The 16,472-nt window shown below is 64.0% G+C and carries 11 protein-coding genes and 1 tRNA gene; 4 read left to right on the top strand and 8 right to left on the bottom strand.

Annotated elements, in window-relative coordinates; translation table 11 throughout:
* Window positions 1-18: 18 nt before the first annotated feature.
* Genes C1924_RS19055 through C1924_RS19045 form a run of 3 tightly spaced genes read right to left on the bottom strand, consistent with a single transcriptional unit; the run spans window position 19 to window position 3,468 of the window.
* Window positions 19-1,353, bottom strand: a complete 1,335-nt coding sequence (locus C1924_RS19055) for a D-tagatose-bisphosphate aldolase, class II, non-catalytic subunit (RefSeq protein ID WP_108766715.1) — start codon at window positions 1,351-1,353, stop codon at window positions 19-21.
* Window positions 1,354-1,370: 17 nt separating this feature from the next.
* A complete protein-coding gene (locus C1924_RS19050; protein WP_108766714.1) occupies window positions 1,371-2,309 on the bottom strand; it encodes an ROK family protein in 939 nt (312 codons plus the stop codon).
* The gene (locus tag C1924_RS19045; protein WP_108766713.1) at window positions 2,302-3,468 is read right to left on the bottom strand and encodes an SIS domain-containing protein; all 1,167 of its coding nucleotides are present in this window, start codon (window positions 3,466-3,468) and stop codon (window positions 2,302-2,304) included. The genes C1924_RS19050 and C1924_RS19045 overlap by 8 nt, the downstream gene beginning before the upstream one ends.
* Window positions 3,469-3,791: 323 nt before the next feature.
* Here C1924_RS19045 and C1924_RS19040 point away from each other — a divergent pair, with 323 nt between their 5' ends.
* From C1924_RS19040 to C1924_RS19025, 4 genes are all read left to right on the top strand, one after another.
* Window positions 3,792-7,151, top strand: coding sequence for a TIM-barrel domain-containing protein (locus C1924_RS19040; protein WP_108766712.1), 3,360 nt, complete (start codon window positions 3,792-3,794; stop codon window positions 7,149-7,151).
* Between the two features lie 131 nt (window positions 7,152-7,282).
* Window positions 7,283-10,258 carry a TonB-dependent receptor gene (locus C1924_RS19035; protein WP_108766711.1) on the top strand — a complete coding sequence of 992 codons (2,976 nt, stop codon included), beginning with the start codon at window positions 7,283-7,285 and terminating at the stop codon, window positions 10,256-10,258.
* Between the two features lie 65 nt (window positions 10,259-10,323).
* Window positions 10,324-11,679 carry a Gfo/Idh/MocA family oxidoreductase gene (locus C1924_RS19030; RefSeq protein ID WP_108766710.1) on the top strand — a complete coding sequence of 452 codons (1,356 nt, stop codon included), beginning with the start codon at window positions 10,324-10,326 and terminating at the stop codon, window positions 11,677-11,679.
* 475 nt (window positions 11,680-12,154) lie between these two features.
* A complete protein-coding gene (locus C1924_RS19025) occupies window positions 12,155-12,850 on the top strand; it encodes a DKNYY domain-containing protein (protein WP_108766709.1) in 696 nt (231 codons plus the stop codon).
* Between the two features lie 118 nt (window positions 12,851-12,968).
* Here C1924_RS19025 and C1924_RS19020 read toward each other — a convergent pair.
* The 5 genes from C1924_RS19020 to C1924_RS19000 form a co-directional block, all read right to left on the bottom strand.
* Window positions 12,969-13,045 (bottom strand) — tRNA-Arg (locus tag C1924_RS19020).
* A gap of 254 nt (window positions 13,046-13,299) precedes the next feature.
* Window positions 13,300-14,190, bottom strand: a complete 891-nt coding sequence (locus C1924_RS19015; RefSeq protein ID WP_159094846.1) for an alginate lyase family protein — start codon at window positions 14,188-14,190, stop codon at window positions 13,300-13,302.
* 295 nt (window positions 14,191-14,485) lie between these two features.
* Window positions 14,486-14,911, bottom strand: coding sequence for a glycosyltransferase (locus tag C1924_RS19010; protein ID WP_254051179.1), 426 nt, complete (start codon window positions 14,909-14,911; stop codon window positions 14,486-14,488).
* Between the two features lie 50 nt (window positions 14,912-14,961).
* A complete protein-coding gene (locus C1924_RS19005; RefSeq protein ID WP_159094845.1) occupies window positions 14,962-15,324 on the bottom strand; it encodes a hypothetical protein in 363 nt (120 codons plus the stop codon).
* A gap of 86 nt (window positions 15,325-15,410) precedes the next feature.
* Complete coding sequence (locus C1924_RS19000) at window positions 15,411-16,469, bottom strand: acyltransferase (RefSeq protein WP_108766705.1); 1,059 nt, start codon at window positions 16,467-16,469, stop codon at window positions 15,411-15,413.
* Window positions 16,470-16,472: the final 3 nt, after the last annotated feature.

Here is a 16,472-nt window from a genome sequence, read left to right as displayed (position 1 = left end):
CGTCAGGAAAGATAGAGATTAGCCGTTCGCAAGAACGGAGGCAGCCGGGCTTGCGTTCTGCTTGCGGTCGCCGGCCTGGTTGGCGCTGCAGGCGCGGGCGTATTCGCCCAGGCACTGGCCGATGCGATGCTGCACCAGCGCGGCGGGGGTATTGGCCAGGTGGCCCTCACGCACGGCACGGTACTGCTCGGGCAGATACTGGCTGAGCAGCACCAGCGGCGGTGCGTGCCGTTCCAGGTTGGCGAACAGGGTCTGCACCGCCTGCAGCAATGCCGGCTCGCCCCAGTAGTAACGGCAGCGGTCGCTGAAGGAGAAACTGCGCAGCAGGCGAAGTTCGGCCGCATCGCCCTGGTAATACGGCTGCCAGTACTTCGGCTGCGCCTGCATCACCTCGTCCAGCACCTGCGGCAGGCGCGAGCACTGCGCGGCCGGCAGCAGTGCCGCTTCAATGGCGGCCAGCGCGAACAGCGCCTCGCGGTAGGCAAAGGTCGCCGCCGGGCCCACCTTGAGAATGGCGAAGTGGTCGCGTACCAGGGCATGCAGGCCGCTTTCGCGCTGGTAGTCGGTGGAATGCGCTTCAAACACGATGCGCGGCTGCGCTTCGAGGAAGTCAGCCAGTGCGCTGGCAGCGGCAGGGTCGTACTCGTGCACGCTGCTGTGGTCGAAGTCCACACCCGGCTGCACCACCATCGCGATGACGCGCTGCCAGGCATCGCGCAGCTGCGGCGTATCGAAGGCGTGCTGGTGGATGGCCAGGGTCTGTGCGGCAGCGGCGGGCGTGGTGACCTGCAGGCCACCGGCCAGCGAGGCCTCGCCGCCGGGCACGGGTACTTCGGTGCCGATCACATAGACCGGTGGCGGCAGGCGGTGTTCGGCGGCGGTGCGCTCGGCAATGTCGGCCAGTTCGGCCGAGCGCGCGGCGACGATGGCATCCGGCAGCGGCACCGGATCATCGGCGCAGGACATGCTGCAGTCCAGGTGGATCTTGTGGAAACCTGCTGCCACGTAGGCCTCGATCAGCACACGCGCGTGCGTCATCGCCTCGGCAGCGGGGCGCTTCTGCCAGGCGTTGGGGCCAAGGTGGTCGCCGCCCAGGATCAGCCGCTCACGCGGAAAGCCTTCTTCATCCGCCAGCGTGCCGACGTAGTCGCGATACTGCGGCGGGGTCATGCCGGTGTAGCCGCCGAACTGGTCCACCTGGTTGGAGGTGGCCTCGACCAGCAGCACGGTGCCGTGCGCCAGCGCCACGTGCATGGCCGCGCGCAGCACCTGTTCGTTGCTGCAGCAGACGCTGTACAGGCCGACGTTGGCACCGGCGCGGTGGGAGGCAAGCAGGGTCTGCAGCGGGGACATGGTCAGGCTCCGGTCGATCAGGAAAACGAGGGTTGGCAGGCCAGCAGGGCGGCACCGCGTGCGCCACCGGCATCGCCGAAACGCGGCGGCACGATGGGCGGTACCTGTGCGCCGTGGAACAGATGCGCGGCCACGGCGGCAGGAAGCTGCTGGTACAGCGGCCCATGCTGCGAAAGGCCGCCCCCCAGCACGATCACGTGCGGGTCCAGCGCCAGCACCAGCGCGGCCAGGCTGTGGCCCAGCAGGTCGCGGTGGATGTCCAGCGCCTGGCGGGCACGCACATCGCCGGCCTCGGCCAGGGCGATCACGGCGCTGGCATCGCGCGCGCTGCCGCCGAGATGGCGTTCGATCATCGCCACGCCGCTGCCGGACACGTAGCGCTCCACGCAGCCCTGCAGGCCGCAGCCGCAGTCCAGCAGGGGCAGGCCATGGCGCTGCAGCAGGTGGCCGGGCACGCTCCAGTGGCCCCATTCGCCGGCCAGGCCGTTGAAGCCGGTCAGCAGGCGGCCCTGCAGGCAGAAGCCACCGCCAGCACCGGTGCCAAGGATGGCGCCGAACATGCTCGGGTAGCCATCAGCGGCGCCCCCGTGCGCTTCGGACAGCGCAAAGCACTGCAGGTCATTGCCGAAATGCAGCGGCCGCTGCAGGCGTGCCTGCAGATCCTGCGCCACGCACTGGCCGGTCAGCGCCGGCACATTCGCGCTGAGCTGGCGGCCGCTGCGCCGGTCGCGCACGCCGGGCAGGGCGATGCCGATGGCGGCGTCACTGCGCCCCAGCGCGGCATCGGCCTCGTCCACCAGCGCCACCACGGCCTGCAGGAAGCCGGCGTAGTCGCCCTGTGGCGTGGCCACGCGGCGGCGCCAGGTCACCTGCATCGCCGCATCACACGCCACCAGCTCGATCTTGGTGCCGCCGATGTCGATGCCGTAGCAGGCGTGGGCGATCAGCTCAGCCATGATGGATGGTGACGCCCTGGACGACGCGGTTGACGGTGCCGTCCGGGAACGGATTGTCCGGGGTCAGGCCGAGAGCGGCCGAACGCTGCAGCGCGAACAACTGCGCGAAGCCCAGCCATACCGGTGCCAGCCAGGGATCATCAAGCGCCGGTTCAATCAACGGCACGCTGAGGGTGTAGTCATCGTCTGCGCCGATGTCCGCATGCGGACCGATCGCCAGCACCTGCCCGGCCACGCCGTCGCGGCGCAGTTCTTCCAGCAGATCCTGTTCGTAGCGGCGTGCCAAGGGCTGCACGCTGCGCAGCACGACCACCAGGGTGTCGCCATCCAGGGTCGACTTGGGGCCGTGGCGGAAACCGAGCGGTGTGTTGGCCAGGGCCAGCACGCGCCCGGCGGTCAGTTCCAGTACCTTCAGCGCGCATTCGCGGGCCAGTGCTTCCAGCGGCCCGCTGGCCAGGTAGATCACCCGGTTGAACGGGCGCTGCGCCAGCGCTGCCACGGGCGCGTCCCACTGTGCCAGGCCTTCGCGGCCCAGCGCGGCGATCTGCTTCAGGCGCGCGATGCGGGTTTCCCACGGCGCGCGGTCGAACACCGTCAGTGCGGCCAGCAGCATGCAGGTCAGGCTGCTGGTCATCGCAAATGCGCGATCACAGCTGGCCGAGGGCATAAGCAGGGTGCAGGTATCGCTGCGGCCGGCACCACGGCGGGCCAGTTCGCCATCGGCGTTGCAGGTGATGTCGAGGAAGCGCGCATCGGCCACGTCACTGCGCACGCGGTCCACGGCGGCCACGCTTTCCGGGCTGGAACCGCTGCGGCCGAACGACACCAGCAGGGTGGGGCGGTCGCGCTGCAGGTACAGCGCCGGGTGGGTCAGCAGACTGGTGGTATGCACCACGCGCACGTCGGCCGGCCACTGCGCGTTGATCGCATCGGCCACCATTTCGGCGATGAAGCCGGAGCTGCCGGCGCCGGTGAAAAGCACGCGCTGGTTGGGGTCGTTGAGGCTGTCGCCGAGGAAGGCGCGCACGCGGTCGCGGGCACGCGACAGATCCTGCGCAAGGACTCCCCACAGCGCCGGCTGCTGGGCGATTTCGGTAGCGGTATCGGCTCCGCCCCGGCGCTGCCAGGCGGACACATCGGAAAGCAGGGTGACGTCCATTCGGAGGTTCCAGTTGGGCCAGCGCACCTTCTTCGTTTTCTTTCGGAATGTCAAACATCGAAAGCAAAAAGAAAGAAAAGGCGGTGATGTCATGCACGCCGGAGGGTGCCGGTTGCGAATCGAAAGTAGTGGCGGAATGCGGTATCGCAGCATGCTGAACAGGCGATCTGGCGGGGTGACACAAAGTACTGCGACGCACAAACTTTCGTTTGCGGAAAAATATCTTCCTTTTTACTTTCAATTTATTGACATCTTTCGAATCACTGCCCTAGAGTCGGCCGCAACTGCTTTCGGAATGCCCGATGAACGGGTTGGGAGTTCGTGTGGAGAACCGCATTCGTCGTTCGCCGCTGTTGCTGGCCCTGCTGCCGGCCCTGCTGCTGGCAACGACATCGGCCCAGGCCGAACCGGTCGGCAACCTGCGTTCGGTCAGCGCCCGTGACAGTGGTGACGGCGTGCAGGGCTGGGACCTGCAGACCGACAGCGGTGCACGCATCCGCATTGAACTGCCGGCGGCCGACATCCTCCGCGTGCAGGCCGGCCGCAAGGGCACGCTGAGCGGGCCGGGCGACAAGGCTGCGCCGATCGTGCTGGCGCAGCCAAAGGCGAACGTGCAGGCCACGCTGGAAGAGGACGCGCAGGAGATCCGCGTGCGCACCGCGGCGCTGGTGCTGCACGTGCAGCGGCAGCCGCTGCTTCTGAGCCTGGAACGGCTGGACAACGGCCAGCCCATCGCCCTGTGGCAGGAACGGCAGCCGCTGGACCTGGATGCCGCGCAGAGTGTGCAGGTGCTGTCCTCGCAGGCCGACGAAGGCTATTACGGCGGCGGCCAGCAGAACGGTCGCTACCAGTTCAAGGGCCGCGAACTGGACGTGTCCTATTCCGGTGGCTGGGAAGAAGGCGATCGCCCGAGCCCGGCGCCGATGCTGCTCAGCAGCCGAGGCTGGGGCATGCTGCGCAACACCTGGAGCGATGGCAGCTACGACCTGCGCCAGCCCGACCAGGCCACCCTGCTGCACCGCGAAGACCGCTTCGACGCCTACTACTTCGTCGGTGCCGATCTGCCGAAGCTGATCGAGCGCTACACCCAGCTGACCGGCCGCCCGAACATGATCGCGCGCTGGGCGCTCTCCTACGGCGATGCCGACTGCTACAACGACGCCGACAACAGCAAAAAGCCCGGCACCGTGCCCGAAGGCTGGAGCGACGGCCCCTCCGGCACCACGCCCGATGTGATCGACAGCGTGGCCAGGCAGTACCGCGACCATGACATGCCGGGCGGCTGGATCCTGCCCAACGATGGCTATGGCTGCGGCTACCAGAAGCTGCCGGAGACCGTGCAGGGACTGGCGAAGTACGGCTTCCGTACCGGCCTGTGGACCGAGAACGGCGTGGACAAGATCGCCTGGGAAGTGGGCAAGGCCGGCAGCCGCGTGCAGAAACTGGACGTCGCCTGGACCGGCAAGGGCTACCAGTTCGCGATGGATGCCAACCGCCAGGCGTTCAACGGCATCCTCGACAATTCCGATTCACGCCCGTTCCTGTGGACGGTGATGGGCTGGGCCGGCATCCAGCGCTACGCGGTGGCGTGGACCGGCGACCAGAGCAGCAGCTGGGATTACATCCGCTGGCACGTGCCGACCCTGGTCGGCTCGGGCCTGTCCGGCATGGCCTACGCCAGCGGCGATGTGGATGCGATCTTCGGCGGCAGCGCCGAGACCTTCACCCGGGACCTGCAGTGGAAAGCGTTCACCCCGGTGCTGATGGGCATGAGCGGCTGGTCGTCGAACGCGCGCAAGCACCCATGGTGGTACGACGAGCCGTACCGCAGCATCAACCGCGATTACCTGAAGCTGAAAATGCGCCTGACCCCGTACATGTACGGGCTGGTGCACGAGGCCGCGCAGACCGGCGCACCGCCGGTGCGTGGGCTGATGTGGGACAACCCGCGCGATCCGCATGCGCAGGATGAGACCTACAAATACCAGTTCCTGCTCGGCCGCGATCTGCTGGTGGCGCCGGTGTACCGCAGCCAGGCTGCCAGCCGCGGCTGGCGCCGTGACATCCATCTGCCGGCCGGCGGCTGGATCGACTACTGGGATGGCCGCCGCGTGCAGGCCGGCGCGGATGGCCTGCAGCTTGATCGCCAGGTGGACCTGGCCACGCTGCCGGTGTTCGTGCGTGCCGGCGCCATCCTGCCGATGTATCCCACGATGCTGTTCGATGGTGAAAAGCCCCTCGATGAAGTGACCTTCGATCTCTACCCGCAGGGTGATGCGCAGTACACGCTGTACGAAGACGATGGCACCACCCGCCGCTACCAGAAGGGCGAGTCGAGTACGCAGGTCGTGCGCGTGCAGGCCCCGGCACAGGGCAGTGGCCCGGTGCAGGTGCAGATCGACCCGGTGCAGGGCAGCTACAGCGGCCAGTTGGCACAGCGCCGCTACGGCCTGCGCGTGCTGAGCCGGCAGGCGCCGCGTGCGGTGCAGGCCGGCGGCCGCGCGCTGCCGGCGCTGGCCGATGCCGCCGCATTCAACAGCGCCAGCGAAGGCTGGTACTACGACGCCGGCGAACGCCGCGGCACGCTGCATGTGCGCACCGCCACCCAGGACATCCGCCAGCCGTTGCAGCTGCAGCTCGACTTCGCCGTGGCTGCTGCAGCCGCCGACGATGTGTTCCCGGCGGCACCAGTGCTGGGCCGGGAACTGCCGGCCGACAGTCTGCTGGTGGTCAACCGCCCGGCGGAGGAACCCGGCCACGCCCTGGAAAACGCGTTCGATGACGACCCCAACACCTGGTTCCGCAGCGTGCGCAACCAGGCCGTGCGCACGGGCGCGCATGAGTGGGTGGTCGGCTTTGGTGAGCGGAAGATGATCGACGGCATCGAGATCGCACCGCGCAACGACAAGAACTGGAAGCACGGCCAGGTACGCGATTACGAGGTGTACCTGGGCGACAGCAATGGCGAGTGGGGCGAGCCCATCGCCCGTGGCCGCCTGCAGCTGAAGGAGGGCGTGCAGCGCATCGACTTCCCGGCCCATGCCGGCCGCCTGCTGCGCTTCCGCGTGCTCAGCGTGCAGAACCCGGAAGGCGATGGGGCCAGCAGCACCGATCCGATGGTCACGGCAGCCCAAGGCAGCGCCCGCGCGTTCGATGCACTGCAGCCGCGCGATGTCGGTCCCATCGCGCTGGCCACCTTCCACATCCTCGAACACCAGGAACCGGAGCGACCGGCCCGGCAGCGCTATCTCTCCGAGCTGCCGGTGCCGGCCGCGCTGGCCAGCCAGGTACGCGCTGACCAGTCCTTCCGTGGCGGCGCCGGCCTGCGCATGAACGGCCTGCAGTTCCGCCGCGGCCTGGGCGTGGGTGCCAACAGCCGCATCGACCTGCGCCTGCAGGGTGGCTGGAAACTGCTGCGCGCCGATCTCGGCATCGACGATGCCTGCCGCGCTGCCGGTGGCCTGCAGTTCCAGGTCTGGGGCGACGGCCACCTGCTGTACGACAGCGGCCTGGTGAAGGCGCCCGGCGTGGTCAAACCGGAACTGGACATCCGTGGTCTTTCCACCCTGAGCCTGCGCACGCTGGGTGCGCAGGGCAGCCAACCCGCCCAGGTCTGCGCCAACTGGGCCAACGCCGTGCTGATCGGCCAGGAGGGCGACTCCGCCAGCATCGTCGCCCCATGACCCCTACGTAACACCGCTCCTCCCCCGCCCATTCCGACTACGGCTTCCGAGCCGTGGCCCGGGAGCGTTTTGCCCGCCAATCGCTTTCGCGCCGCCCACCCGCCGCGCACCCCTGCCAGGAGAGAACCCCGATGTTGCCCGCACGCCACCCCCGTCCGCCCTGTCGTTCCTTCGCCCCGCTGTCGCTGGCCATCGCCGGCGTGCTGCTGTCGATCGCCCTGCCTGCTGCCGCCCAGGACAGCAAGGACAACGCCACCGACCTGGCCCGCATCGAGGTCACCGGTTCCAACATCCGCCGCACCGACGTTGAAACCGCATCGCCGGTGCAGGTGATCAGCAAGCAGGACATCCAGAACATGGGTGCGCGCACGCTGCTGCAGGTGCTGGACAACCTGCCGGCCGCACGGCCCGCGCAGCAGGATTCGCGCTCGCTGTTCACTGGTTCGGACGGCGCCTCGCAGGCCAATCTGCGTGGCCTGGGTGCGCAGGGCACGCTGGTGCTGTTGAACGGTCGCCGCCTGTCGTACTACGGCGCACCGGCGGGCTTCCAGACCCAGTTCGTCAACATCGATGCGATCCCGGCCGCAGCCATCGAGCGCATGGAAGTGCTGACCGATGGTGCCTCGGCGGTGTACGGCACCGATGCGGTGGCCGGCGTCATCAATGTGATCACCAAGCGCAATTTCCAGGGCGCGGAGATCAACTTCACCAACGACACATCCTCGCGCATCGACTCCTACGGCGAGCGCCAGGCCAGCATCACCGCTGGCTTCGGTGACCTGACCGAGAACCGCTTCAACGTCTATGGCGCGGTGAACATGTACCGCCGCGACGCGATTCCGCTCAGCGATTTCTACGACAAGCGCCCCGACCAGTACTACGTCAACAACCCCAATTACCTCAGCGGCCTGCGCCTGGGCGTGGGCAGCAAGCCGGGCCAGTTCAATCCGGGCACCTACTTCGCCTTCGATCCGGTCACCGGCCGCCGCGTGCAGGAAGCCGCACCGGGCTGCCAGAACGTACTGCAGGGCCAGGCCGCCGGCCCCAGCTGCGTCTGGGAAACGTGGATGAACAACGAGATCGATGCCGGCGCCAAGTCCGAGCGCAACACCGCCTACCTCAACGGCACCTTCCTGGTGGGCGACAACACCGAGATCTTTGCCGAGGCCACGTACACCGACATCGACCTGCGCGCCAACGGCGGCACGCCGCGCACCTACGGCACCACCACCGGCAATCCCAGCAGCTGGTTCTCGCGCGATACCGGCACCTCGGTCAACCAGTTCCTGTACCCGTACCTGGGCCCGAACAACGAATACAACCACGCCAGCCCCGAACTGAAGGCGATGATGGGCGGCGTGGTCGGCCTGCAGTACCTGCTGCAGGATGCCGGCGCCAACTACTTCGGCCAGCGCAACACCGACCAGAGCTACCGCGTGCTGACTGGTGCGCGTGGCAACGTCGGCGACTGGAACTGGGAAACCGCCTTTGCCACGGCCGGCACGCACTCCACCACCTACCAGACCATCAACGTCAACCTGAAGGGCTTCGAGAAGGCGTTTGGCCCGTACTCGGTGGATCCGGGCACCGGCCGCGTCATCATCTCCGACCACCCCGCCTATGAATTCGGCGAGATCAGCGAGGCCAACGCCGCGCTGATCCGCGAGGCCTTCCCGACCTTCGACATCCAGTCCTGGACGCGCCTGCACACCCTGGACGGCAAGATCGAAGGCCCGCTGTTCCAGCTGCCTGCCGGTGAGATGCGCGCCGCGTTCGGCTTCAACGCCAGCCGCGAAACCTTCTACACCCCGGGCAACCCGGATGCCGCCGCCGGCCTGATCACCCAGCAGGGTGGTTCGTGGTTCGACGGTGCACGCAACACCTATGCGTTGTTCTCCGAAACGGTGGCGCCGATCACCGACAAGCTGGAACTGGACGCGGCGCTGCGCGTGGACAAGTACCCGAACTTCAGCGCCAACGTCGCGCCGAAGATCGGCTTCAAGTACCAGGCGTTCAAGCAGCTGATGCTGCGCGGTACCTATTCCACCGGCTTCCGCGCGCCCAGCCTGGCCGAGTCGGGCAGCGGCGGTGTGTTCGCCCAGCTGGGTGGCTACCGCGATGAAGTGCGCTGCGCCGAGACCAACGCCATTGCCGATCTGCTGCGTCAGTCGCAGCGTGCGGGCGATGTGGACCTGGGCAAGAGCCTGGCCAATGCCGATTGCAGCCGCACCGTGGCCCGCATGACCCAGCCCAACCAGGACCTGAAGCCGGAGAAGGCCAAGATCGCCACCCTGGGCTTCGTCTACGAGCCGGCCAGCTGGCTGTCGGTGTCGGCCGACTACTGGTTCATCTACCGCAACAACGAAATCGTCGCCCCGGATTTCAGCCGCGACACCGACATCATCTCATCCACCCGTTCGCCGATCACCGATGCCGACCGCGCCAACCTCGCCCAGCTGGCAGCCATGTGCGCCGACCCGGCCAGCGGCGTGAGCTGCCCGTCGGTGCTGCCCGGTTACAGCGTGGGCAACGTGGCCAGCGTGGTGGGCCAGTACAAGAACCGCGGCAAGACCCTGGTGGACGGCTTCGACGTGGATGCACGCGGCCGCTTCTCGCTGGGCGAGTGGGGCGGGCTGAACGTCGGCCTGGCCGCCACCATCGCCAACCGCAACCGCTACTACATGGATGACGAGAGCGGCTGGTACTACGGCGATGTGGTGGGCTACTACAACAACCCGCGCCTGCGCGCCACGCTCAACGCCGACTGGACCTACAGGCAGGTGACCACCAGCATGTTCGTCAACTACGTGGGCGGCACCAAGTGGGCCCGCGACCGCGTGGACGAAGTGGACAACAACAAGGAGACGTGCACCGCCGGCTACCTGGCGCTGGAAGCCAGCAAGTGCGATGGCGCACCCTCGTGGTGGACCGCCAATCTGAGCGTCACCTGGCGCCCTGATGACGCCTGGAACCTCAGCTTCACGGTCAAGAACCTGTTCGATCGCCTGCCGTTCTACGATCCGAACAGCTTCCTGGGCGATTCCAGCGACTACGCCACCATCTTCGGCCGCGGCTACAGTGTGACCGTCGGCTACCGGTTCAAGTAATTCCGTTCGTGTGACCCGGGTGCGCCGGTCGTGGCCGGCGCACCTTCAAGAGGAGAGTGTTTGCCATGAAGCGTAGGGAATTCATCGCGGCCAGTGCCGCCGTCGCCGCCAGCAGCCTGTTGCCGCAGACCCCCGCCTGGGCGGCCGGCCGCAAGGTGCGCCTGGCCCTGATCGGCACCGGCATGCGTGGCCTGGTGCTGCTGAAGGAGCTGGTGCGGCGCGACGATGTGGAGGTGGTCGCGCTGTGTGACATCGAGCCGATCATGCTGGGCCGCGCCGTGGACATGGTGGCCAAGGCCGGCAAGGCCGCGCCGAAGACCTACGGCCAGGACCGCGACACCAACGCCTGGAAGCGCCTGCTGGAACAGAAAGGCATCGACGGCGTGATCATCGCCACGCCCTGGGAATACCACGCGCCGATGGCGATTGCAGCCATGCAGGCCGGCGTGGCCGTGGGCTGCGAAGTGGTGGCCGGCATCACCCTGCAGGACCACTGGGATGTGCTGAAGACCCAGCTCAACACCGGCACGCCGTACATGCTGCTGGAGAACGTCTGCTACCGCCGCGACGTGATGGCCGCGCTGCAGATGGTGCGGCAGGGCTTGTTCGGCGAACTGGTGCATCTGCAGGCCGGCTACCAGCACGACCTGCGCGGGGTGAAGTTCAACTCCGGCGACCCCAACCAGCCCTACGACAGCGGCGTGGAGTTCGGCCCCAAGGGCTGGAGCGAAGCGCGCTGGCGCACCGAGCACTCGGTGCAGCGCAATGGCGAGCTGTACCCCAGCCACGGCATCGGCCCGTGCGCGATGTACACCGGCATCAACCGCGGCAATCGCTTCACCCACATCAATGCGTTCGCCACCAAGGCGCGCGGCCTGCACGACTACACCGTGGCCAAGAGCGGCGGCACCACCCACCCCAGCACGAAGGTGAAGTTCAAGCTGGGTGACATCGTTACCACCACCCTGGCCTGCGAAAACGGCGAGACCATCCTCCTGCAGCACGACACCTCGCTGCCGCGCCCTTACTCGATGGGCTTCCGCGTGCAGGGCACCAAGGGCCTGTGGATGGACGTGAACCATTCGATCCACATCGAAGGCCGCAGCCCGCCGCACCAGTGGGAGGAGTTCAAGACCTACCAGGACCAGTACGAGCACCCGCTGTGGAAGCAGAACGCCGACACCGCCGCCAGCGCCGGCCACGGCGGCATGGACTGGTTCGTCATCCACGCCTTCGTGGAAGCCCTGAAAGCCAAGGCGCCGATGCCGATCGACATCTACGACGCGGTGACCTGGAGCGCGATCACCCCGTTGAGCGAGCAGTCGATTGCCAACGGCTTCCAGACGTTGGAATTCCCGGATTTCACCGCCGGGGCATGGAAGCAGCGCAAGCCGATCTTCGCGTTCGACGGCAAATATTGATCTGTGCCCCCACGGCAACGCCGGGCCCTGCCCGGCGTGCCATCCGCGCGCTTGCCCGACTGCCGCTTGCGACCCAACCGGCCCTCATCGCGCACACCGTAGAGTCGAGCTTGCTCGACTGCTCTGGCCTTTGTAGAGCCGAGCCCTGCTCGGCTGCCCCTGCGACCCACCTCGCCGTAGAGTCGAGCTCGCTCGACTGCTCTGGCCTTTGTAGAGCCGAGCCATGCTCGGCTGCCCCCTGCGACCCAACCCGCCGTCAGCGCGCCCGTCGTAGAGTCGAGCTCGCTCGACTACTCTGGCTTTTGTAGAGCCGAGCCATGCTCGGCTGCCGCCTGCCACCCAGCCCGCCGTCATCGCGCATTCCGTAGATTCGAGCTTGCTCGACTGCTCTGCAGCAAAGGCGGATCCAAGCCCGGCCGCCTCCGCCACCCGCACTACACTACGGTCCAACCCAAGAAAGCCAGAGTCTCAACCCATGTCATGGCAGAGAATCCTCGACCTGCCGGACCACCGCTTCATCGGTCCAAACGGCATCGAGTACTGGGCTGTACGCGACAGCCAAGTCTTCCACCAAGGCCGCCTGCTACGCAAAGCAGACGCAGCGAGCTTCGAGTTCCTCCCGGCGCACTGCTTCATCGGCCGGGATACACAAGCGGTCTACCACGCATGGACCCGTCTGCCTGCCATCGACCGCGACAGTTTCCACCAATGTGGCGCGTACTGGATGGACAGCCAGAGTGTCTATTTCGAGTACGAGACCTCCCTGAAGGCGCTACCCGAGGCGGACTGCACGACGTTCCGCGATCTCGGCGGCGGCTATGGGGCTGATGGGCGCGGCGGCTGGTACTGCGGCCGGCGGATGAAGCACTGCCTGCGGGGTGACCTGCTGCAGGGCGTGCCACAGGACCCGCTGTACGCCGTTGATGACAGCAACGTCTACTGCGATGGGAAGCCGCTGCCCGGGGTGGACCCTGCGCGCTGGCAGCTGCTGGATCGGCACTTCTCGGGTGATGGCAGCCGGGTCTACTACCTGGAACGGAAGCTGCCGCGGGTGGATGCAGCATCGTGGCGCAGGCTGGAGGGGAGCTGGTCGCGGGACGCGACGCAGCTGTTCCACATGCATCTGGTTGAGAGGGATGCTGGGGTGCGGGGGCGGTATGGGTTTGAGTGAGCGGTGCTGTACCGCCAGCGGAAGCGCTGGGCGGTGGAGCTCTTGGAGCCTGGTGTTGCTAGGGGGGACGTCCTGCTGGGAGACGAGGTCTGCAAGGGCAGACGGGAGCAAGGGAAGATGGCGCGCCCGGAGGGATTCGAACCCCCGACCAATGGCTTCGGAAGCCACTACTCTATCCGGCTGAGCTACGGGCGCGTTGTGGAGCGGTTGCAGCACCATGAACTTCCGTGGCGCTGCAGCGCAGCGCGATGGCGCGATGCGGATGAGGGAGTCTACCTTATAGAAGAAAAAATTTCGATGTCTCTCGCACAGAGCAGCAGATCGCAATCGGTTGCATGGCTGGTCAGCCTTGCGCCAAAACCAGCCGAGTGCCCGATACCGACGCTGCGGTAGCCTGATCCCTTCAAGATGCCATTTCTGAAGCGAAAATATACAAGGCCTTAGCGCTGCTACTGAGCATTCTTCCCAGTTACGAGGCCGCGAACGTAGTTCATGTTCCAACCGAGAAAGAAAGATTTGGCATCAGCAGAGGAAGAGCTGGCCAGTACTCCACATTTCTGAGGTTCGGCCTCCGTGATCAACGAGACGTAAGGAGCGGCACCTTTTACATTCTGAGCAGGAATTCCTGCAAACGTAGTGCCTCTTGCACCAGTCTGGGTGTCGGAGCAGAAGCGACTAGACAGCTTGCTGACAAACGCCTCTGCAGAGGAGTCATTCTGGTTCCACAGCCTGGTCTGAACGAGAAGTGCCGCGATAGAGAATGCAGAGTAGTGAAATGCCATGGCCCCTCTACCTACCTCTGCACTCAACTGTCCAGAATAATTTACATTTTTCTCAGACTGAAGCAAAACCCACTTTGAGAACTGGAGAGGATCATCCGATTTCAAGTAGCGAGCGGAAGATGCAGCGGCAACACCGGCCCAATAGCAGTGGTTGTTATTGCAACCACTTTCCCTGAAGAAGGACGTGATTTCGTGTGTCCGAGTGGCAAGCCATGTGCGGAACTTGGAATCCTGAAGTTTAGGCGCGGAATGAGAATCAGCCTGCAACCCAAGGAGTGACAGGTTTATGGCCGAGATCATCCAACTCTTGTAAAGAATATTGTACTCACCCGAGCCTTCAAGATAGTTGCTTTCCGCTAACGCGTTGAGATGCGTCGTGAGGCAATCTGCAATCTCTTTGCTCGGGCCCTTGTGATAGAGCATTGAGAGATTAACGATCTTTTTTGCCGGATAACTAACCTCCTCACGCACTCCTAACTGGGCTGCTACGGCCTCCGGATCCAAGGTCGATGATGTTGGATCAATTCGCTTTGCCAAGTAGCGGGTCTTGATGCCCATGTCTCCGGCGGACACCTCAATCTTAGGGCAGGAAAATTTGTTGGCGGGTGTGGCTGCGTGAACGGCGGGAGCCATAAGAGTTAGAAGAAGCGTCAAACTCTGCATTCGCATGAGCGTTGCCATTCTGATCTGAGTTGAAAACTAGATGGTTATCTTAGCCAATCCCTTGTTGGCAAGATGTCTACAGATGCACGTTGGCATCGTGATCGCAGGACGAATAGTGCCGAAGTTGCCTGTAGGCAGCTAGAGCGGACTTCTCTGGAAATCCACTCAGGCCGCGAAAATCTCAAACGAGTCAGGTTGACACAAAGCTCCTGACCGCGTTCAAGAGCTTTTCCTTCTCTGGCGACGCCTCTGCGCTCGCCGACCGAGAGCCGTGTCGAAGTGAATCGACCTGAGCCATCAACTCAGGCAAATCTGTGGCAACGGCCACTCCTGGATACTTGCCAAATCGCTCCGCCGTATCTATCTGATGATCATTGCGATGTTCGCCCAGGGTGGCACGGCGGGGAACGATCAAGAGCGGCGTACCAAGTTCTAGGGCAGTAATAATGTTGCCCATGCCTGCGTGGGAAATGAAAACCTCGCAGGTGGCGATCAACTTAACGAACTCTTGCTGGTCTAGGGACTTGTGAACTTTCATTGTGGAGGAAATGAAATCGTGCTCACCGGCCTGAACAATTACTTCCGTATCTGGATGCTGATCCGCCCAAGCTTGCATCATATCCACGAGGCGAGGGAATGGAAGCTGGCTTCCACATGACATGAATATCATAGCAAGCGGCCCTCGTAGCCGACCCCGGTCACTGCTGCGACATTTTCCCACTGGGTTAAAGTCTTGTGCGCAATGACCTTGGCGATCCGTCCTGAAACTGAAAGTCTCTCGGTGTTAGCGATACTGTCAATCCACAGTGTGCGCTTGCCAACCATGCGAGCGCAGGCGAGAGCGAGCAATCCGGGCGCCGCCCCAGTGGATATCACATGTGTTGCATCGCTGCTGAGAACGCAATGAACTATAGCGGGTACACCAAGAATCATCTTCAAAGGTGTGTCTCGATTAAAGTCCGGAATCTTGTAAAAGCGACGATGGGTGATGCCAGAAACTGCGGTTTCATCCACCGTAGCGATATCCACTTCATAATCAAATAGGCAACAAAGAAGCTTTGACGCTTGCACCCAGTGCCCGCCTGAAGATGTGACAAAAAGAACTGAAGTAGCTCTCACGAGTTCACCTGTGATGCCTTTAAAAACATTGCCGGTTTGAGTCGCCGTGTCAAAGGTCTTTCGACGATTAGATATGCAGCGCACCCGGCGATTACGGACGACGCGAATACGATCAAATACAAGCCAACGCTGTCATGCATATGCAGGCCGATCTTTCTCAATACAATCGCCGCGACTGATATTACGGCAGAATGGACTAGGTAAATCGAATAGGAGGCATCGCCCAGGAACTGCAGCGGATAAGGAATGGACCAGTTTTGGGTTTTTTCCAGTCCCGCTATGCCGAGAATCAATAGGCCGAAAGCGGGAGCCAGCAGAAAATGCAGATAGCCATACTCACGATGGAATTCGTGGATGTCGAGGTTGTAGGTCAGGAAGTAATAGAGCAGTAGGCAGGCAGCAGCCGCACCTGCGATCATCGCACCGAAGTTCGATATGCGCTTGTAGAGGATAAATACTGCCATGCCAACAAAGAAGTATACGTTCCAAGGGGACAGAAGACGAGAATCTACCGCTTCGGTGCCCGATGCTAGTCCAACGCAGATGGAAGCGAACCAAATGCCCAAAAGAGTGAATCCAAGGCGCCTCGAAACTATGAGTAGCGAGAAAGCAATGTAGAACTGAACTTCGTAGAACAACGTCCAAGCTACCTTAAGCGGAGGAACAACCTTATCCGGAGATATTTGAAGTAGCGTATAAGATGACAGCAAATCCAAGGGCTTTGTTGAGAAGTCACTATCTCCCAAGCCCATAAGTGCGGCAATTACATAAAGGGTTGTAAATATCCAGTAAGCCGGATAAATGCGGAGCGCGCGCTTTGAAATGTAATTCTTCAGCCGGTCTACCTGCCCAATGTCCTTCTCATGAGCCATGAGTATGATGAATCCACTCAGGACAAAGAAGAAATTGACGCCCATGAAGCCATGACGGGCCAACTGCTCCATTACGACGCTGCTTCCGGGCGAAACCTGCCGTGCGATTATGTAGACATGATAGAAGGCGACCGCGATTGCGGCAATGCCACGCATCGCTTGAATGGTGCGAATCGAGTTCATGCT

Source organism: Stenotrophomonas sp. ESTM1D_MKCIP4_1 (assembly GCF_003086895.1).
GTDB lineage: Bacteria > Pseudomonadota > Gammaproteobacteria > Xanthomonadales > Xanthomonadaceae > Stenotrophomonas.
Note: the sequence above shows the minus strand (reverse complement) of the source record. Positions and strands in the feature narration are given on the sequence as shown.